Source organism: Streptomyces sp. NPDC059900 (genome assembly GCF_050270335.1).
Lineage (GTDB): Bacteria > Actinomycetota > Actinomycetes > Streptomycetales > Streptomycetaceae > Streptomyces.
In genome coordinates this window covers 16,931-36,361 of sequence record NZ_JBNNJZ010000035.1, presented here as the reverse complement: position 1 = coordinate 36,361, position 19,431 = coordinate 16,931, and the positions used below count along the sequence as shown (strand labels likewise).

Here is a 19,431-nt window from a genome sequence, read left to right as displayed (position 1 = left end):
TCGCCACGCTGCGCCGCCGCGGCGCTCTCGTCGTCGAGCCCGCCGTCGGCCGCCTCACCGGCGTGGACACCGGCAAGGGCCGCTTCCCGGACCCCGTGGAGCTCTTCGAGGTCGTACGCCGCGTCCTGGCGCGCGGCGACCTCGCCCGCGATCTCACGGGGCGGCACGTCGTCGTCAGCGCGGGCGGCACGCGCGAGCCGCTTGACCCGGTGCGCTTCCTGGGCAACCGGTCCTCCGGCAAGCAGGGGTACGCGCTCGCCCGCAGCGCGGCGGCCCGCGGCGCCCGCGTCACGCTGGTGTCGGCGAACGCGGCGCTGCCCGCACCCGCGGGCGTCGACGTCCTGCCCGTCGGTACGGCCGTCCAGCTCCGCGAGGCGGTCCTCAAGGCGTCGGCGGACGCCGATGCCGTGGTGATGGCGGCGGCCGTGGCCGATTTCCGCCCGCAGACGTACGCGGCAGGAAAAATCAAGAAGAAGGACGGCCAGGAGCCGGCCCCGATCGCCCTGGTCCGCAACCCCGACATCCTCGCGGAGATCGCCGGCGAGAGGCCGCGTCCCGGCCAGGTCGTCGTCGGCTTCGCCGCCGAGACCGACGACGTGCTCGCCAACGGCCGCGCCAAGCTGGAACGCAAGGGCTGTGACCTGCTCGTCGTCAATGAAGTGGGCGAGCGCAAGACGTTCGGCTCCGAGGAGAACGAGGCGGTCGTGCTCGGCGCCGACGGCAGCGAGACCCCCGTGCCGTACGGCCCCAAGGAAGCGCTCGCGGACATCGTCTGGGACCTCGTCGCCGAACGCCTGCCGAAGAATTCCTGAAAAAACCGGGGTGACGCGCGGGTGCCGGCGTCCGTGCCGGAACCTCACTGGAACCCTGGTGGAATCAAGGGCCCGAATGTCACATTCGCCCCATTGGGTGCCCCAAACCCGTGAAATTCGGGCGCGGGGCCCTCTGGTGGAGACCGATCGTCGTACCGCACAATGCAGTGCCGCAGGTCACAGCACTCCCAAGTGGCGAGACACGTGGTCCGGCGGCCGAGTGCGACCGATAAACTGGTCTCGGACGACGCCGGGCGCAGCTCCCGGCCGTCCATCAATGATCAGCCAGCAGCCGCTGCAACCACAGGGAGCGATGTGTCCCGCCGTCTCTTCACCTCGGAGTCTGTGACCGAGGGTCACCCCGACAAGATCGCTGACCAGATCAGCGACACCATTCTCGACGCCCTGCTGCGGGAGGACCCGAAATCCCGGGTCGCCGTGGAGACGTTGATCACCACCGGCCTGGTGCACGTGGCCGGCGAGGTGACCACCAAGGCGTACGCGCCGATCGCGCAGCTGGTCCGCGACAAGATCCTCGAGATCGGATACGACTCCTCGAAGAAGGGCTTCGACGGCGCCTCCTGCGGCGTCTCGGTGTCCATCGGTTCGCAGTCCGCCGACATCGCGCAGGGCGTCGACACGGCGTACGAGAAGCGTGTCGAGGGCGACGAGGACGAGCTCGACAAGCAGGGCGCGGGCGACCAGGGCCTGATGTTCGGCTACGCCTGCGACGAGACCCCGGAGCTGATGCCGCTCCCGATCCACCTCGCGCACCGTCTCTCGCGCCGTCTGTCCGAGGTCCGCAAGAACGGGACCATCCCGTACCTGCGGCCCGACGGCAAGACCCAGGTCACCATCGAGTACGACGGCGACAAGGCCGTCCGCCTCGACACGGTCGTGGTCTCCTCGCAGCACGCGTCGGACATCGACCTGGACTCGCTCCTGGCCCCCGACATCCGGGAGTTCGTGGTCGAGCCCGAGCTGAAGGCCCTCCTCGAGGACGGCATCAAGCTGGAGACCGAGGGCTACCGCCTCCTGGTCAACCCGACCGGACGCTTCGAGATCGGCGGCCCGATGGGCGACGCCGGTCTGACCGGCCGCAAGATCATCATCGACACGTACGGCGGCATGGCCCGGCACGGCGGCGGCGCCTTCTCCGGCAAGGACCCGTCCAAGGTCGACCGCTCGGCCGCCTACGCCATGCGCTGGGTCGCCAAGAACGTCGTCGCCGCCGGCCTCGCGGCCCGCTGCGAGGTCCAGGTCGCGTACGCGATCGGCAAGGCCGAGCCGGTCGGTCTCTTCGTCGAGACCTTCGGAACGGCCACCGTCGACACGGACAAGATCGAAGCCGCGATCAGCGAGGTCTTCGACCTCCGCCCCGCCGCGATCATCCGCGACCTCGACCTGCTCCGCCCGATCTACTCCCAGACCGCCGCGTACGGCCACTTCGGCCGGGCGCTGCCCGACTTCACGTGGGAGCGCACGGACCGCGTGGACGCGCTGCGGAAGGCGGCGGGGCTGTAAGGCTCCCTCGCCCGCCGAGTTCTGACGAGGCCCGGTGCCCCTGACGGGGTGCCGGGCCTCGTCGTGCTCCGGCGGATATCGGGCCGGCGATCGTGTCAGTGCGGTCTGGTAGGAATGCTGCTGTGAGCAGCGAGAACCAGAAATCCGGAGGGGCGGGCGGGGGCGAGGGCGAGCCCCCGGAGCAGCTTGCGCTCATTCGGGAAGCGGTGCGCAAGGCCGATGTGCCGCGGGCCAAGCCGCGGACGTGGCGGGGGGCCGCGTTGGCCAAGAGTCTGCCGGTGGCTCGGGTGCTCGTGGACAAAGGGGTGCTGCATCTTGACCGGTACTTCGACTATGCGGTGCCCGAGGAACTCGACGAGCAGGCGCAGCCCGGGGTGCGGGTTCGGGTGCGGTTCGGGGCCGGGGCGCGGAACGTGCGGGGCGGGCGGCGTGAGGGCGGGGGGTTGATCGACGGCTTCCTTGTCGAGCGGGTTGCCGAGACTGATTACTCCGGGCCCCTTGCCGCTCTGGCGCAGGTTGTTTCGCCCGAGCCCGTGCTGGACGGGGAGTTGCTCGGGCTTGCCCGGGCCGTGGCCGATCGGTATGCGGGCAGCCTTGCCGATGTGCTGCAGCTGGCCGTTCCGCCCCGGCATGCCCGGGCGGAGGCGCGGGAGACGGGGGAGGTGCCGGCGCCTCCGGCCGCGCCCGATGCGGGGTCCTGGCGGCGGTACGGGCACGGGGCGGAGTTCCTGGGGGCGCTGGCCTCCGGAGGTGCGCCCCGGGCGGTGTGGACCGCCCTGCCGGGGCCTGAGTGGGCCGAGGAGATCGCCAGGGCCGTGCAGGCCACTCTTGCCTCGGGGCGCGGCGCCCTTGTGGTGGTGCCCGCGGGGCGGCCCGCGGCGAGGGTCGATGCGGCGCTGACCCGGCTCCTTGGGGCGGGGCAGCATGCGGTGCTCACCGCCGACGCGGGGCAGGAGCGGCGGTATCGGGAGTGGCTTTCCGTGCGGCGCGGCGCCGTGCGGGCCGTCGTGGGCACGCGGGCCGCCATGTTCGCCCCCGTACGGAATCTCGGTCTTGTCGTCGTCTGGGACGACGGCGATGCCAGTCACAGCGACGACAACGCTCCCTTTCCGCATGTGCGGGAGGTCCTTGAGCTCCGGGCATCGAGGGACAAGTGCGGTTTCCTGCTCGGGAGTTGGAGTTGCACGGTGGAGGCCGCGCAGCTCGTGGAGAGCGGGTGGGCGGCGCCGCTGGTCGCCGATCGCGAGCAGGTGCGGGGGGCCGCGCCGCTCGTACGGACCGTGGGGGACGGGGATCTCGCGCGGGACGAGGCCGCTCGGGTCGCACGGCTTCCCACGCTCGCCTGGAACGTCGCGCGGGAAGGGCTGAAGCACGGGCCCGTATTGGTACAGGTGCCCCGGCGGGGGTATGTGCCCCGGCTCGCTTGTGAGAGGTGCCGGGAGCCGGCGCGGTGCCGGCACTGTGCGGGGCCCCTGGAGGCGCGGGACGGCGGCGGGCTCTGGTGCGGCTGGTGCGGGGTGGAGGAAGGCGCCTGGCACTGCGGGGAGTGCGGGGGGTTCCGCCTGCGGGCCCAGGTCGTGGGGGCGCGGCGTACGGCCGAGGAACTGGGCCGGGCGTTTCCCGCCGTGCCGGTGCGGACGTCCGGGCGGGAGCAGGTTCTCGACACCGTGGCGGGGACGCCTGCCCTGGTGGTGAGTACGCCGGGGGCGGAGCCCGTCGCCGAGGGCGGCTATGCCGCTGCGCTGCTGCTCGACGGGTGGGCCATGCTGGGGCGGCCCGATCTGCGGGCCGCGGAGGATGCGTTGCGGCGGTGGATCGGGGCTGCGGCGCTGGTGCGGCCGCAGGGGGCGGGCGGGACCGTGGTGGTGGTTGCCGAGCCGACCCTGCGGCCCGTGCAGGCGCTTGTCCGTTGGGACCCGGTGGGGCACGCCGTGCGGGAGCTCTCCGAGCGGGCTGAGCTGGGGTTTCCGCCCGTTTCGCGGATGGCCTCCGTGGCGGGGGCTCCGGAGGCGCTGTCCGCGTTTCTCGCCGGGGCGGAACTTCCGGGGGACGCGGTGGTGTTGGGGCCCGTTCCCGTGCCGGACGCGGGGGCCGCGCCGGGGGGTGCGCGCCGGGGTGGGGCTGCGCCTGCCGGGGAGCGGTGGGAGCGGGTCCTTGTCCGGGTGCCGCCGGGGAGCGGGGCCGCGCTTGCCGCTTCGCTGAAGGTGGCGCAGGCCGCGCGGATGGCGCGGGGGGCTGCGGAGCCAGTGCGGGTGCGGGTGGATCCACTGGACATCGGTTAGGCGGTCCGCTGCGCGGGGCGTTGGGCCGTGTGGTGCTGGGCGCTGTGTTTGTCTGCCCCGCGGCTTCGGTGTTGTGCCCACCCGTTCCGCCCTGCGGAACGCCTGCCCACAACGAAGTGGCTGCCTGGGGGTGACAGGCAGCGGCTGCCTCTGCTGCTGGGGTCAGTAGAGGCAGCCGCTGGTCTGTGCTGTCGGGGGTCAGCCGTTGCGAGGTCCCGGGAAAGCGTTGGGGCGGGGGTCCTCGCGCAGGGCGGGGCTGCCTGATGTGGGCTGGGTCGGCATCGCGCGGGCCGCCGGGACCCCGGGGAGGGGAGCGCCGACGGTGAGCGGAGGACGGGCGGCCGTGGGGGCGGGAATCGTCTCCGTGGCCCGCTCCGCCTCCGCCGCTGCCTGCGTCGTGGCCCGGCGGGCGCCGTAACGGCGGTGCACCGCCTGCTTGGTGACCCCGAGCGCCGAGCCCACCGCGTCCCACGAGAAGCCCAGCGAGCGGTCGAAGTCCACCGCGGCGGTCACCAGTGTCTCGACGCTGTCCCGCAGTTCCTGGGCGAGGCGGACGGTCGGCGCGGGGGCCCGTCCGTACACCACGAAGCCCGCGGAGGGGCTTGAGCGGCGCGGGCGGTAGACGTTGCCGAGCTGGGCGGTGAGCGTACGCAGTGCGTCCACCTGCCGGCGGACCCGCTCGATGTCCCGTACCAGGAGGTGCAGGCTGGCCCGAGCCTGGGCGTCGTGGGTTGCGTGGTCGGCCATGAACAAGCCTCTCGAACCGGCGTTGAAAAGGATCGGGCCGCATGCGCGGCCCGTTGTGGTCAACTCTTTCTTGACCAACGCGCTAGTTCGTGAGGGGTCACGGTGGAGGGGCGTATGCGCATATGCACAGGGCGCGTGTCCGCGCGTACGCCCCCAGGTGAGCGGCCCCGCTGCCCCGCGGAGCGCGGCCCGGCAGGGCGGCTCATAGACTGGTGCGCTCCCCGCACGTTCCCGTCCCGAGAGGCCGAAAGGCAACGATGAAGCTCGTCTTCGCAGGCACCCCCGAGGTCGCCGTCCCCGCCCTGGACGCCCTGATCGCCTCCGACCGGCATGAGGTGGCCGCCGTCGTCACCCGGCCCGACGCTCCCGCGGGCCGCGGCCGCAGGCTCGTCGCGAGCCCCGTCGCCCAGCGTGCCGAGGAGGCCGGGATCGAGATCCTCAGGCCCGCGAAGCCGCGCGACGAGGACTTCCTGGCGCGCCTTCGCGAGATCGCGCCGGACTGCTGCCCGGTCGTCGCCTACGGCGCTCTGCTGCCCAAGGTCGCCCTGGATATCCCGGCCCACGGCTGGGTCAACCTGCACTTCTCGCTGCTGCCCGCCTGGCGCGGTGCCGCGCCCGTCCAGCACGCCGTGATGGCGGGCGACGAGATCACCGGCGCCTCCACCTTCCTGATCGAGCAGGGGCTCGACTCCGGCCCGGTGTACGGCACCGTCACCGAGGTCGTCAGGGCCACCGACACCAGCGGTGACCTGCTCACCCGCCTCGCCTTCGCGGGCTCCGGGCTGCTCGCCGCCACCATGGACGGCATCGAGGACGGCTCCCTGAAGGCCGTACCGCAGCCCGCCGACGGCATCACCCTCGCCCCGAAGATCACCGTCGAGGACGCCCGCGTGGACTGGGCCGCCCCGGCCCTGCGCGTGGACCGGGTGGTGCGCGGCTGCACCCCGGCGCCCGGCGCCTGGTCCGTGTTCCGCGGGGAGCGGCTGAAGATCATCCAGTCCGCGCTCGTCGCCGACCGCACGGACCTCGCGCCCGGCGAACTCGGCGCCGCCAAGAACAACGTGTACGTCGGCACCGGATCGCACGCCGTGGAGCTGCTCTGGGTCCAGCCGCAGGGCAAGAAGCCGATGCGCGGCGCCGACTGGGCGCGCGGGGTGCGGATCGCCCCGGACGAGCGGCTCGGCGACACCGACGTACGCTGAATAGGTTCAGCACCCATCCAATAGCGGAGCACCTTTGAACGACCAGCCCGCCCGGCGTCCCCAGAAGCAGGGCAAGCCCGGCAAGCCCCATCGCCGACCCAAGAAGGACCCCGTCCGTTTCCTCGCCTTCGAGGCGCTGCGGGCGGTGGACGAGCGCGACGCGTACGCGAACCTCGTCCTGCCGCCGCTCCTGCGCAAGGCCCGCGAGAAGGGCGATTTCGACGCGCGGGACGCGGCGCTCGCCACCGAGCTCGTCTACGGGACGCTGCGCAGGCAGGGCACGTACGACGCGATCGTGGCCGCCTGCATCGACCGGCCGCTGCGCGAGGTCGACCCGCCGGTCCTCGACGTGCTGAACATGGGCGTGCACCAGCTGCTCGGGACGCGGATTCCGACGCACGCCGCCGTCTCCGCGTCGGTGGAGCTGGCGCGTGTGGTGCTCGGTGACGGGCGGGCCAAGTTCGTCAACGCGGTCCTGCGCAAGGTCGCGTCCGACGATCTGGACGGCTGGCTGGAGAAGGTCGCGCCGCCCTACGACGAGGACGCCGAGGACCACCTCGCCGTCGTCCACTCGCACCCCCGCTGGGTCGTCTCCGCGCTCTGGGACGCTCTGGGCGGTGGCCGCGCGGGCATCGAGGACCTCCTGGAGGCCGACAACGAGCGGCCCGAGGTGACCCTGGTGGCCCGCCCCGGACGTACCACCGCCGACGAACTCCTCGACGCGGTCGGCGAGGAGTCCGCGCTGCCGGGGCGCTGGTCGCCCTATGCCGTGCGGCTCAGCGAAGGCGGCGAGCCCGGTTCGATCGACGCCGTGCGCGAGGGCCGCGCCGGGGTCCAGGACGAGGGCAGCCAGCTCGTCGCGATCGCACTCGCGAACGCCCCGATCGAGGGGCGCGACGAGAAGTGGCTCGACGGATGCGCCGGACCGGGCGGCAAGGCGGCCATGCTCGCGGGCCTGGCCGCCGGACGCGGCGCCGCGCTGCTCGCCGCCGAGAAGCAGCCGCACCGGGCCCGCCTCGTGGCGCAGGCACTGCGGGGCAACCCGGGCCCGTACGAGGTCATCGCCGCCGACGGCACGCGGCCCCCGTGGCAGCCCGGCACCTTCGACCGCGTCCTGATGGACGTGCCCTGTACGGGGCTCGGTGCCCTGCGCCGCCGTCCCGAGGCCCGCTGGCGCCGCCGCGCCGAGGACCTCGACGGCTTCGCGCCGCTCCAACGGGGTCTGCTGCGTACCGCGTTGGAGTCCGTGCGGGTCGGGGGCGTCGTCGGATACGCCACCTGCTCGCCGCACCTCGCGGAGACGCGTGCCGTCGTCGACGACGTGCTCAAGCAGCACCCGGGCGCCGAACTGATCGACGCCCGCCCGTTGCTGCCCGGTGTCCCGGCCCTGGGCGAGGGGCCCGACCTCCAGCTGTGGCCGCACCTGCACGGCACCGACGCGATGTACCTAGCGCTGATCCGGCGGACGGCCTGACCCGGCCTCCGATGTCCCCGCACCGGCCCCCGACCCTGACCCTGCCGTCACGGTCGAGGGCGTGCGGGCGGCCGGGTCCTTGCTCAGGGCGTGCGGCCACCAGACCTTCGGTCCCACGTCCAGGAACAACGCGGTGACCAGGACGGACCGTACGACGAAGGTGTCGAGCAGGACGCCGACCGCGACCGCGAAGCCGATCTCGGCGAAGCCCACCATCGGCAGCGTGCCGAGCGCGGCGAACGTGCCCGCCAGGACCAGGCCCGCCGAGGTGATGACCGCGCCGGTCGCCGAGAGGCCGGTGAGGATGCCCGCACGGGTGCCCTGTCGGCCCGCCTCCTCACGGATGCGGGTCGACAGGAAGATGTTGTAGTCGATGCCGAGCGCCACCAGGAACACGAAGACGAACAGCGGGAAGTCCGTGGACTCGCCCGCGTAGTCGAAGATGTGCCGGAAGGCGAGCGCACTGATCCCCAGCGCGGCGGTGAAGGAGAGCACGACCGTCGCGATCAGGAGCAGCGGCGCGACCAGGGCCCGCAGCAGCAGGGCGAGGATCAGCAGGACGACCACGAGGACGAGCGGGATCACCAGCTTGTTGTCGTGGGTCGTGGCGCGGTCCATGTCCACGATGGCCGCCGTGTTGCCGCCCACCTGCGCGTCCGCGTCGGGCACCGCGTGCACGGCGTCGCGCACCCGCTCCACGGTCCGCTTGGCCGCCTCGCTGTCGGAGGCATCGGTCATGGTCGCCTCGAACAGGACCTGGCCCTCGTGCACCCGTTTGGTCCCCGGCGGCACGACGACGCTCGCCGGGGCCACCCCGCTCGTCCGGGCGACGGCGGCGCGGACCTCGGGGCCCTGCGCCACGTTCGACACGATCACCAGCGGGTCGCCGCTGCCCGCGTCGAAGTACTCGGCCTGCACCTCCTGGCCCACGATCGAGTCCGGCTTGTCCGTGAACGAGTCGGCGTTGCTCAGCCCCTCGGCGCGCAGCTGCGTCATGCCGAGCGCGAGCGCCGCCAGGGCCACCGCCGTGATGCTCCAGGTCAGGCGCGGGCGGTGGGCGATGCGGCGGCCCGTGCGGGCCCAGGCGCCGCGCTCGGTGGGCTCCTCGGAGCCGTTGTGCGGGACCAGCGGCCAGAAGAGCCACCGGCCGCAGACCACCAGGAGCGCGGGGAACAGCGTCAGCATCGCGATCAGGGCGACCGCGACACCGATGGCGGCGACCGGGCCCAGGCCCCGTGTCGAGTTCATCTCGGCGGTGAGCAGCACCAGCATGCTGACGACGACCGTGGCCCCCGACGCGATGACCGCCGGGCCCGCCCGGTGCAGGGCGAGCTGCATCGCCTCGTGCCGGTCCTCGTGGCGGCGCAGCTCTTCGCGGTAGCGGGCCACCAGGAGCAGGGCATAGTCCGTCCCCGCGCCGAAGACGAGCACCGTGAGGATGCCCGCGCTCTGGCCGTTGACCGTCAGGCCCGCGTGTTCCGCCAGGAGATAGATCAGCGCCTGCGCGGTGAACAGCGAGACGATCGCCGCGAGCAGCGGCACGAACAGGAGGACCGGACTGCGGTAGGTGATCAGGAGGATCACGACGACGACGCCGCCCGCCGCGAGGAGCAGCGTCGAGTCGATGCCCTCGAACGCCTCGGAGAAGTCCGCCGACGTACCGCCCGGCCCGGTGACGTGCACCGCGAGACCGTCGGTGCTTTGACCGGTGCCGCCCACCCGCTCGCGGATGGAGTCGACTGCGGGAGCGATCCGCTCCCAGCCCTTCTCGTCCATGGTGATGGGCACGAAGATCTGCGCCGCCTCGGCGTCCCTGGCCGGCCGCACGTCGAAGACGGGGCCGCGGGTCTCCGCGCCCCGGATGCCGTGAGCGCGCAGTTCCCTGAGCTCCCTGACGTCCCCGGCGATCTGGACCCGGTCCGCCGGGGTGAGCCCGCCTTCGCGGGCGTACACGACGATCGCCGGAATCTGTTCGGGCCTGAAGTCCTCGGAGATCTCCAGGACTTGGGTGGACTCCGCCGAGTTGGGCAGCCATGACGAGGCCTGGTTGTCCTGGGCGCCGTGAGCTTCTGGGCGAGCGGCGCGGCCACCACGATCACCACCAGCCAGAACAGCACCACCAGCCACTTGGTGCGCCGCCCGCACACGAGCCAGGCCACACCGCGGCTCGCCCGGCTCTGTGCCTCCGGGCGTCCTTCCGGGCGTCCTTCCGGGCGTCCCTCCGAGCGTGCCTCCGGCCGTCCGTCCGACCGTTCGTCTGGCATGGCCACCCCCGCTGCCCCACGTGGTGCCGGTGGACCGCCCAGCATGGCACGCGGTCCATGGTCAGAGGAGTCCGGAAGCCCACGCTTCGGACCGCGGCAGGCAACGCGCTGCGGGCATGGCAGTCTTGGGGCATGGCCGTGCAGATCAACCCCAGCATCCTGTCCGCGGATTTCGCCCGTCTTGCCGAGGAGGCAACGGCGGTCGAAGGCGCCGACTGGCTCCACGTCGACGTGATGGACAACCACTTCGTCCCGAACCTCACCCTGGGGGTGCCGGTCGTAGAGTCCCTGGCACGGGCGACGGACACGCCGCTGGACTGCCATCTGATGATCGAGGACGCAGATCGCTGGGCTCCGCAGTACGTCGAAGCGGGCGCCGGATCGGTCACCTTCCACGCGGAGGCCGCCGCCGCACCCGTCCGTCTCGCCCGCGAGATCCGCGCCAAGGGCGCCCGCGCCTCCATGGCGCTGAAGCCCGCGACGCCCATCGAGCCGTACGAGGATCTCCTCCCCGAGCTCGACATGCTGCTGATCATGACGGTCGAGCCGGGCTTCGGCGGGCAGTCGTTCCTCGACATCATGCTGCCGAAGATCCGCCGCACCCGTGAGCTGATCAGCAAGCACGGCCTCGACCTCTGGCTCCAGGTCGACGGCGGAGTCTCGGCCGAGACCATCGAGCGCTGCGCCGAGGCCGGCGCCGACGTCTTCGTGGCGGGCTCCGCGGTGTACGGGGCGAACGACCCGGCAGCGGCGGTACGTGCATTGCGCACCCGGGCGGCCGGGGCGACGGCCACGGCCGCATGGGCATGCGGCCACTGAGCCACGAGTACGTGAACGCAGTCCTCCAGGGCTGATCAAGTACGTCGGATCTGCAAGGATGAACGGCGAACCCAGGTTGCGCTGCGGCAATGCGCGATAAGCCGTGGCAATGCGCGCGAAGCCGCACCAATGCGTGTGAATGCCTATGCGCGTGAATGCGTGAACGACAGTTGCTTGAAATGACAGTGAGGAGATCGTCGTGTCGACGGGCGGCCGGTCAGCCATGCGGATGGGACCCGCGGAGCTGGTGCAGGCGGCGGCCATGGCCCGCCGCTTCTATCTCGAGGGCAAGTCGAAGATCCAGATCGCCGAGGAGTTCGGCGTGAGCCGCTTCAAGGTGGCCAGGGTCCTGGAGACGGCGCTGGAGAGGGATCTCGTACGGATCGAGATCCGTGTGCCCGCCGAGCTGGACGCGGAGCGCTCGGACGCGCTGCGCGCCCGCTACGGCCTGCGGCACGCGGTCGTCGTCGAGTCGCCCACCTCGGTCGACGAGATCGAGGAGTCGCCCGATCCGGAGAACCTCGGCGAGGTCGCGGCCGATCTGCTCGGCGAGCTCGTCACCGAGGGCGATGTGCTCGGCCTGGCGTGGGGGCGCTCGACCATCCATATGGCGGCCGCCCTCGACCAGCTGCCGCCGTGCACCGTGGTGCAGCTGACGGGCGTGTACGACGCCGGAACGGCCGAACGCGGGTCGGTCGAAGCCGTGCGGCGTGCCGCGCAGGTCTCCGGCGGCGAGGCCCACCCCATCTACGCGCCGATGCTCCTGCCGGACCCGGCCACGGCCGCCGCGCTGCGCAACCAGACCGGGATCGCGCGGGCCTTCGAGTACTTCGACAAGGTCACCGTCGCCGCCGTCTCCATCGGCTCCTGGGAGCCCGGCATCTCCACCGTCCACGACATGCTCAGCGACGAGGAGCGCGCGCACTACGCCTCGCTCGGTGTCGCGGCCGAGATGTCCGCGCACCTCTTCGACGCCGAGGGGCGCCGGGTGGGGCGCGATCTGGGGGAGCGGTGCATCACCGTCGAGGCCGATCGGCTGCGGCGAATTCCCGAGGTGGTCGCCATCGCGGGCGGGCGGCGGAAGGCCGCGGCGATCGACGCGGTGCTGAGGTCCGGGCTTGTCACCAGCTTGGTCACCGATACCGCTGCTGCTGATCAGCTGCTGGTTCGGGGGGCTACTCCGCATCCTGCGCTGGATCGGGAGGACCCCGACGGCGGCTGATTGGCTGCGGGTGCGTTGTGGCTGGTCGCGCCCACGCGGCGGAGCCGCACATGTCACCGCCCCGCGCCCCTTGCGGGGCGCGCAGTGCGGGGCGGCCTATGGCAGCATCTGGCCCATGGTGCTCCGGTTTGTGCCCCGCGTGCTGGGTGCGGTGCTCGTCTGCCTCGCTGTCCTCGCCACGGGGTGCTCCTCCTCCGGCCCCTCCGGCTCCTCCGCCCCGGCGTGGGCGCACGGCATGGCCACCGTCCCGGCCGACCGGCTGCCCGCCGAAGCGCGGCGGACGCTGCGGCTCATCGATGACGGCGGGCCCTTCCCGTATGCCAAGGACGGCTCGACCTTCGGCAACTACGAGGGCGAGCTGCCGAAGCAGCGGCGCGGCCACTACCGGGAGTACACCGTGCCCACCCCCGGCGCACGCGACCGGGGAGCGCGGCGCATCGTCACCGGGAGCGGCGAGGAGACCTACTACACCGACGATCACTACGCGTCCTTCAAGGCGGTACTGAGATGAGGCGGTACTGAGATGACGTCCGAACCGCTCGCGCCGGTCCTCGCGGCCGTCCGCGCCGCAGGCCTGAACGCCGTCTCGCTCGACCTGGGCGGGGTGAGCGACAAAGCGGCCTTCATGGAACGCTGCGCCCGCGCGCTGTCGCTGCCCGACTGGTTCGGGCGCAACTGGGACGCGCTCGCCGACTGCCTCACCGACCTGGCCGGGGTGCCCGGCTCACCCGGCCGTCTTCTCGTGGTCACCGGTTGGCAGGAGTACGCCGAAGCGGCTCCCCGGGACTGGATCGTCGCCCAAGAGGTCTTCACGGACGCCGTGGAGTACGCGCGGGAACGCGGGGCGGTTCTGGAGATCGTCCTCGCGCTCGGCACCCGGACCTGAGCGGACCGTGATCGCCGCGGAGGGTCTTTGGAGGATCCGACCAGGGCTCCCGGGCCCCGGCTGGGTGATCATCCCAGGCGGCACAGGGTCCCGGACATGGGACACTGAAGTACGTGCTTTTCCCTCGGCCTAACTGTCCGGGGGCCACCTCTGATCGACTGGGATGAGCAGCACGTGCGCTTCCTCAATGACATCCAGCCTGCGTACGACCTGACGTACGACGACGTTTTCATGGTGCCGCGGCGTTCCGCCGTCGGATCGCGTCAGGGCGTGGACCTCTCGTCGCCGGACGGCACCGGCACCACGATCCCGCTGGTGGTCGCGAACATGACCGCCATCGCGGGGCGCCGGATGGCCGAGACGGTCGCCCGCCGCGGCGGCCTCGTCGTGATCCCGCAGGACATCCCGATCGAGGTCGTCACCGAGGTCATCTCCTGGGTCAAGACGCGCCACCACGTCCTGGACACCCCGATCGTCCTGGCCCCCACGCAGACCGTCGCCGACGCGCTGGCGCTGCTCTCCAAGCGTGCGCACAACGCGGGCGTCGTCGTGGACGCCGACCAGAAGCCGGTCGGCGTCGTCACCGACACGGACCTGAACGGCGTCGACCGCTTCACCCAGCTCTCCGAGGTCATGTCCAAGGACCTCGTGCTCCTGGACGCGGACATCGACCCGCGCGACGCGTTCAACAAGCTGGACGCCGCCAACCGCCGCTATGCCCCCGCCGTGGGCAAGGACGGCCGCCTCGCCGGCATCCTGACCCGTACGGGCGCCCTGCGCGCGACCCTCTACTCGCCCGCCCTGGACAGCAAGGGCAAGCTGCGCATCGCCGCGGCCGTCGGCATCAACGGCGACGTCGCGAGCAAGGCCAAGCAGCTGCTCGACGCGGGCGCCGACACGCTCGTCGTCGACACCGCGCACGGCCACCAGGAGTCGATGATCGCCGCGGTCAAGGCCGTGCGTGCGCTCGACCCGCAGGTGCCGATCGTCGCGGGCAACATCGTCGCCGCCGAGGGCGTACGGGATCTGATCGAGGCGGGCGCCGACATCATCAAGGTCGGCGTGGGCCCCGGCGCCATGTGCACCACGCGCATGATGACCGGCGTCGGCCGCCCGCAGTTCTCCGCGGTGCTCGAATGCGCCGCCGAGGCCGCGAAGTTCGGCAAGCACGTGTGGGCCGACGGCGGTGTCCGTCACCCGCGTGACGTCGCCATGGCGCTGGCCGCCGGTGCGTCGAACGTCATGATCGGCTCGTGGTTCGCCGGGACGTACGAGTCGCCGGGCGACCTCCAGCAGGACGCCAACGGCCGCCTCTACAAGGAGTCGTTCGGCATGGCGTCGGCCCGCGCGGTCAAGAACCGCACGAGCGAGGAGTCGGCCTACGACCGTGCCCGCAAGGCGCTGTTCGAGGAGGGCATCTCGACCTCGCGGATGTTCCTGGACCCGGAGCGGCCCGGCGTCGAGGACCTGATCGACTCGATCATCGCGGGTGTCCGCTCCTCCTGCACGTACGCGGGCGCGGGGTCCCTGGCGGAGTTCGCCGAGCGGGCCACCGTGGGTGTGCAGAGTGCCGCGGGCTACGCGGAGGGCAAGCCCCTCCACGCCTCCTGGAGTTAGCCGCCGGGCGGGGAGCTGCGTCGTTCGTCCGCGGGTTGCCGCGCCGCGCAGTTCCCCGGGCCCCCTTACGGGGCCCGTCAGGGGCGCACCGCGGCCGTGTACACCTCGATGGCCGGACGGGGCTCCTTGCCGAGAAGCGTGCGCAGGGCGTTGCTCTGCACGCCCGTGCCGTCCAGGAAGCCGCCCGCGATCGCCGCGTACGTGCTCAGGAGCATCGGCACCTGGAAGGGCAGCGCCTGGCCGGCCGCGGTGATCGCCTCGCGGGTCGCGGCGAGCGTGCCGGGCTCGTACGAGGCGCCGGTCGCGGCGGCCAGGTCGGCGCCGCCCAGGGCGTGTTCGCCGACCAGTTCGTAGGTGCGCCCCGTGTGCGCCGCCGGATCCGTGGCCACCCGCACCGCGACCTCGGCCAGGTCCTCGCGCGCCACGGCGGCCAGGCGGCCCGCCCCCAGCGGCGCGGCGATGGTCCCGTCGGGGCCCGGCGCGGCGATGGCGGCGAGGAACTCCGCGTACAGGCCGTTGCGCAGGACCGTCCAGTTCAGCGAGGACGCCCGCAGTCGGCGCTCGGTCCAGCGGTGCGCGAGCGCGTACGTCAGATGGTCGCCGTCGCCGCTGAGGCTGGTGTAGACGAGGTGGCCGACGCCCGCCTTCTCGGCGGCGGATATCACGGCCTCGTGCCGGGCCGTGACGACGTCGTCCTCGGCGGCCCCCGCGGAGATGACAAGCAGGGTGCCGACGCCGGTGAAGTCCAGCGAAGCCGGATCGTCGAAGTCGACGCGGCGGCCGCCGGGAGCGGGGCTGCGGGTGCCGATGACGACGTCGTCGCGGTCCGCGAGGCGGGCGGTGACGAGCTTGCCGAGGGCGCCCGTGGCGCCGGTGATCATGAGCATGGGAAGGTTCCCCCGTGGTGAGTGGTTGCCGGGTGACCGGGCTTGTGACCATGGTGGTCGGCGCGGCGCCGCCGCATAAGGAGGCACATTCATGTCAGCAGGGCACACGGCGGTAACCACCCCGCAGCCGGCTGCGGCCCCCGCCGAGCCGGTGATCAGCTGTGAGACCCCGCAGGACGAGTGCGGGGTGCGGGACGTCCTCGACCGGCTGGGCGACAAGTGGTCCGTGTACGTGGTGGTCGAACTGGCCTCGGGCGTCCTGCGGTTCAAGGAGTTGCAGCGCCGCATCCACGGCGGTGTCTCGCAGCGCATGCTCACCCTGACCGTGCGCCGCCTGGAGCGCGACGGTCTGGTCAGGCGGACGGTGTACCCGACGATTCCGCCGCAGGTCGAGTACGAACTGACCGAGCTTGGCCACAGCCTCACGCACCTGGTCAAGGCGCTGGCCGACTGGTCCATCGAGCACCGCCCGGCCATCGCCGCCGCCCGCGAGGCCTATGACGCCTATGACGAAGCCGCCGGGAAGTGACCACGGCGCAGTTCCTCGTGCAGCGCTGACGCCACTGCCTCCGCCAGGATGCCGTGGCCCGCGTCGCCCGGATGCACCCCGTCCACCAGATGCCCGGCGTGCAGAAGGCCGCCGCCCGGCAGCAGATCCGCCCCCGCGTCCACGGCCGCCCGCTCCACCGCGGTCCGCAGTTCCTCCAGCGTGGCCCCGAGCGCGTTCGGTGCCGACTCGGCGTCCGGGCGGACCACGGGGGAGACCACCAGGAGCGGAGCCTGCGGATGACCGCGGCGCACCAGGCCCAGGAACGCCCGCGCCGTCTCGTAGAGCAGGCCCGCCGAATGCGGCGTACGCGACCAGCAGTTCGTGCCGAAGGCGACGGTGAGCAAGTCGGCTTCCAGTGAAGCCAGTTGCTCCGCCGACGCCAACTCCCCGCGCGCCGCGCCCGCGTACCCGAGGTTCACCGTCTGCACGCCCAGGGCCCGTCCCGCGAGCGCGGGCCACGCCAGATGCGGACGCGAGACCGACCAGCCCTCCGCGATCGAGTCGCCGTAGACGAGCCAGCGCGGGCGAGGGGCGGCGGGCGTCAGGGTGCCGTCGACCGGGCGCAGTCCGTGCAGGACGGGCCGGAGTGATTCCGGCAGGTGCAGGGTGAACTCGCCGTCGGGGGAGGGGAGAGGGACCAGCGTCCGGTGCTCGCCCGGCGCCGCGGGCGTGTCGGCGGCGTCCTCGCCCGCGAGCAGCGTGAACACCGCGGGCGCGTCCCGGTACGAGTCCGTCGCCGACGGAGATGACGCGGTGTACGCGACCTCCACCGCGCTCACGCCGCGCGCGGTGAACTCCAGGCGCACCCCGGCAGGCAGTCCCGCCCGCTCCCACGTGTCCCCGGGCAGCCGCTCGCGGTCGGCCGGGTCGGCGCGCAGCACCCGGCCGTCCGGCGTCCACCAGGCGGCCCCGCGCACGAACTCCCTCACCGCGCGCCGCCGATGGTCGGATACGGGAACTTCACGCCGACCCCGCCGTCCACGACGAGCGTCTGCCCGGTGACGTACGAGGAGAGCGGCGAGGCGAAGAAGAGCAGCGCGGAGGCGATGTCCGAGGTCTCGGCCACCCGGTCGAGCGGAGCGTTGCGGGCGTTGCGCGCGCGGCCCTCTTCGCCGATCAGGCCCGCCACGCGCGGGGTCCACACGACGCCGGGCGCGACCGCGTTCACCCGTACCCCGCGCGGGCCGTACTCCACCGCCGCCGAGCGGACCAGGGAGATCAGGCCCGCCTTGGCCGCGCCGTACGCGGCATGCAGGGGCGCGGCCGTCAGGCCCGACACGGACGCGACGAAGACAAGGGGGCCGCCGCCCGCTTCGGCGAGCGCCTCGCCGCCGTACTGGACCGCGAGCCAGGCGTGCCGCAGGACGAGGGAGAAGTGCCAGTCCCAGGCGGCGTCGTCGAGATCGGCAAGCGGCGTGTAACGCGCCATGCCGACGATGTCGACGACACCGCCGATCCCGCCCAACTCCCCTCGCGCGTCGGCGAAGAGCTCCCGCATCTCCTCGCGCCGCGTCACGTCCGCCACGTACGCGATGCCGCCCGTCTGAGCCGCGACCGCTTCGGCGCGCCCCTTGTCGAGATCCACGCACAGGACCCGCGCGCCGGCGGCCGAGAGCGCGTGCGCGGTCTGGCGGCCGATGCCGTTGCCCGCGCCGAGCAGCACGAAGCCGCGGCCGTCCAGGCGGTGCAGGGAGGCGTAGTCGGGGACGGGGGACGTGTCGAGGGGCTCGTCCGCCGCGGTGCCCGCCGGAGGCTCGCTCACGGCGCGGCCCGCCGGGGCCGGTAGGACGCCAGTTCCGGGATGACTTCCTTGCCCAGGATCTCGATCGTGCGCAGGATCTCCTGGTGCTCCAGATAGCCCCACTGGACGTAGCAGATGAGCTGGTCGATGCCGAGGTCGGCGTAGCGCTTGGCCTTGCGGACGATGGTGTCCGCGTCGCCGATGAGGATCATGTCGCCGTCGTTGAAGTCCCCGACGGGGACGTTGCCTTCGATGATCGGGGTGAGGAAGGGGAAGGTCCGCTCGCGCTCGTCGGGGGTCAGGTGCGGCAGCTCCCAGTCGAGCGTGAACTGGGCCAGGTTGCGGTACCACCAGGCCACCGAGTCCCAGACCCGCTGCGAGGGGCGGTCCGCCACGTGCACCAGGGTGTATGCGCTGACCCGGTCCGTGGTGACGTCCGTGATGGGGTCCGGCGTGCGCGCCGCAGCGCGGTAGGCGGCGACCTGACGGGCCATCGCGTCCAGCGGCTGCATGATCGAGAAGGAGAGCAGGCCGAGGCCCGCGGCGCCCGCCACCTCCGCCGAACCGGGCGATGTCGCCGCCATCCAGCAGGGCGGGTGCGGGTCCTGGACGGGCTTGGGGGTGACCATCCGTCGGGGGAAGGTGAAACGCTCCGACTCGTAGGCGAAGTACTCCTCGCGCCACATGCCCGTGACGATCTCGATCGCCTCGCGCCAGTCGGAGCGCGACTGCTCCCGGTCCACGCCAAAAGCCGTCTGTTCCATGGGAGTCGACCGTCCTGTGCCCCACTCCACGCGGCCGTCCGAGAGCACGTCCACCGCCGCCACCTTCTCCGCGATGCGCTGCGGCGGAGTGAAGCCGAAGGGGGTGAGCGTGACGCCGAAGCCGAGGCGTATCCGCTCGGTGAGCGCCGCGAGGTGCCCGAGAAGGACTTCGGGCGCGGGGCAGTGCGAGCGGCCCTCGCGGAAGTGGTGCTCCACGGCCCACACCGTGCGGAAGCCGACCCGGTCGGCGAGCCTGATCTGCTCCACGGCCTCGCGGTAGGCGCGCTGCTCGGCGGTGCGCTGGCCGAGCGGGTGGGGTCCGTTCCAGGGCTTCGGTACGTCGATCTCGTACAGCACATCGAGGTCCATGGCCTGCTGGCTCCCTCGTGACGGGGGTGTGCGATCGGCTCGACCGGAGTGCACGATGGGGGAGATCTGACGAAGTGTCAATGACCTCTTCGGACCACCGGCACGCAACGGACGAAACGGACCGCGCAACGAAGACCCGCAGGAAGGGGATGTACGCAACGATCGTCCGGGCTTGCGCAAGGTTGCTTCATTACATACGTGAAGCGTGCCTCATAGAGTCGTCCGCTGTACGTGGTGTGGCGGGGACCGCCTGCTCGGCGGTCCCCGGCCA

Annotated in this window: 16 protein-coding genes and 1 pseudogene; 11 read left to right on the top strand and 6 right to left on the bottom strand. The window is 72.4% G+C overall.

What is annotated here, in order from left to right; genetic code table 11:
• The 3 genes from coaBC to ACQKIP_RS08370 form a co-directional block, all read left to right on the top strand.
• A partial coding sequence (gene coaBC / locus ACQKIP_RS08380; protein ID WP_427742565.1) for a bifunctional phosphopantothenoylcysteine decarboxylase/phosphopantothenate--cysteine ligase CoaBC occupies positions 1-812 on the top strand: 812 nt, incomplete at its 5' end.
• A gap of 315 nt (positions 813-1,127) precedes the next feature.
• Positions 1,128-2,336, top strand: coding sequence for a methionine adenosyltransferase (gene metK, locus ACQKIP_RS08375; RefSeq protein ID WP_361192496.1), 1,209 nt, complete (start codon positions 1,128-1,130; stop codon positions 2,334-2,336).
• A 122-nt stretch (positions 2,337-2,458) separates the two neighbouring features.
• A complete protein-coding gene (locus ACQKIP_RS08370; RefSeq protein WP_365864242.1) occupies positions 2,459-4,618 on the top strand; it encodes a primosomal protein N' in 2,160 nt (719 codons plus the stop codon).
• Positions 4,619-4,816: 198 nt separating this feature from the next.
• Here the strand turns inward: ACQKIP_RS08370 and ACQKIP_RS08365 are convergent, their stop codons facing one another.
• Positions 4,817-5,365 (bottom strand): hypothetical protein, encoded by a 549-nt coding sequence (locus ACQKIP_RS08365; protein ID WP_365864241.1) that lies wholly within the window; start codon positions 5,363-5,365, stop codon positions 4,817-4,819.
• Positions 5,366-5,622: 257 nt separating this feature from the next.
• Between ACQKIP_RS08365 and fmt the strand changes: the two genes are divergently transcribed.
• Positions 5,623-6,567: a methionyl-tRNA formyltransferase gene (gene fmt / locus ACQKIP_RS08360; RefSeq protein ID WP_365864239.1), complete on the top strand. Its 945-nt coding sequence runs from the start codon at positions 5,623-5,625 to the stop codon at positions 6,565-6,567.
• 34 nt (positions 6,568-6,601) lie between these two features.
• Positions 6,602-8,041: an RsmB/NOP family class I SAM-dependent RNA methyltransferase gene (locus ACQKIP_RS08355; protein WP_365864237.1), complete on the top strand. Its 1,440-nt coding sequence runs from the start codon at positions 6,602-6,604 to the stop codon at positions 8,039-8,041.
• Here the strand turns inward: ACQKIP_RS08355 and ACQKIP_RS08350 are convergent.
• A pseudogene (locus ACQKIP_RS08350) lies at positions 8,015-10,200 on the bottom strand (MMPL family transporter). The gene ACQKIP_RS08355 and the pseudogene ACQKIP_RS08350 overlap by 27 nt on opposite strands.
• A gap of 237 nt (positions 10,201-10,437) precedes the next feature.
• Between ACQKIP_RS08350 and rpe the strand changes: the two are divergent.
• The 5 genes from rpe (at position 10,438) to ACQKIP_RS08325 (ending at position 14,849) form a co-directional block, all read left to right on the top strand.
• The gene (gene rpe / locus ACQKIP_RS08345) at positions 10,438-11,124 is read left to right on the top strand and encodes a ribulose-phosphate 3-epimerase (RefSeq protein WP_365864235.1); all 687 of its coding nucleotides are present in this window, start codon (positions 10,438-10,440) and stop codon (positions 11,122-11,124) included.
• A gap of 223 nt (positions 11,125-11,347) precedes the next feature.
• Positions 11,348-12,346 carry a sugar-binding transcriptional regulator gene (locus tag ACQKIP_RS08340; RefSeq protein WP_365864267.1) on the top strand — a complete coding sequence of 333 codons (999 nt, stop codon included), beginning with the start codon at positions 11,348-11,350 and terminating at the stop codon, positions 12,344-12,346.
• 115 nt (positions 12,347-12,461) lie between these two features.
• On the top strand, positions 12,462-12,857 hold the full coding sequence (locus tag ACQKIP_RS08335) for a ribonuclease domain-containing protein (RefSeq protein ID WP_365864233.1): 396 nt from the start codon (positions 12,462-12,464) through the stop codon (positions 12,855-12,857).
• Positions 12,858-12,869: 12 nt separating this feature from the next.
• Entirely contained in the window at positions 12,870-13,232 is a 363-nt protein-coding gene (locus tag ACQKIP_RS08330) for a barstar family protein (protein ID WP_365864231.1), read from the top strand.
• Between the two features lie 174 nt (positions 13,233-13,406).
• Positions 13,407-14,849, top strand: a complete 1,443-nt coding sequence (locus ACQKIP_RS08325; protein WP_365864229.1) for a GuaB1 family IMP dehydrogenase-related protein — start codon at positions 13,407-13,409, stop codon at positions 14,847-14,849.
• Positions 14,850-14,926: 77 nt separating this feature from the next.
• Here the strand turns inward: ACQKIP_RS08325 and ACQKIP_RS08320 are convergent, their stop codons facing one another.
• The gene (locus ACQKIP_RS08320; RefSeq protein WP_365864227.1) at positions 14,927-15,736 is read right to left on the bottom strand and encodes an NAD(P)H-binding protein; all 810 of its coding nucleotides are present in this window, start codon (positions 15,734-15,736) and stop codon (positions 14,927-14,929) included.
• Positions 15,737-15,827: 91 nt separating this feature from the next.
• Here ACQKIP_RS08320 and ACQKIP_RS08315 point away from each other — a divergent pair, with 91 nt between their 5' ends.
• Positions 15,828-16,265, top strand: a complete 438-nt coding sequence (locus ACQKIP_RS08315) for a winged helix-turn-helix transcriptional regulator (RefSeq protein WP_365864225.1) — start codon at positions 15,828-15,830, stop codon at positions 16,263-16,265.
• Here the strand turns inward: ACQKIP_RS08315 and ACQKIP_RS08310 are convergent.
• The 3 genes from ACQKIP_RS08310 to ACQKIP_RS08300 are packed head-to-tail and all read right to left on the bottom strand — an operon-like array spanning position 16,241 to position 19,160.
• Positions 16,241-17,203: a GDSL-type esterase/lipase family protein gene (locus tag ACQKIP_RS08310; RefSeq protein WP_365864223.1), complete on the bottom strand. Its 963-nt coding sequence runs from the start codon at positions 17,201-17,203 to the stop codon at positions 16,241-16,243. The two genes, ACQKIP_RS08315 and ACQKIP_RS08310, sit on opposite strands and share 25 nt — an antisense overlap.
• Before the next feature lie 8 nt (positions 17,204-17,211).
• The gene (locus tag ACQKIP_RS08305) at positions 17,212-18,048 is read right to left on the bottom strand and encodes an SDR family NAD(P)-dependent oxidoreductase (RefSeq protein WP_365864221.1); all 837 of its coding nucleotides are present in this window, start codon (positions 18,046-18,048) and stop codon (positions 17,212-17,214) included.
• Positions 18,045-19,160, bottom strand: a complete 1,116-nt coding sequence (locus ACQKIP_RS08300; RefSeq protein ID WP_365864219.1) for an LLM class flavin-dependent oxidoreductase — start codon at positions 19,158-19,160, stop codon at positions 18,045-18,047. The genes ACQKIP_RS08305 and ACQKIP_RS08300 overlap by 4 nt, the downstream gene beginning before the upstream one ends.
• Between the last annotated feature and the right edge of the window lie 271 nt (positions 19,161-19,431).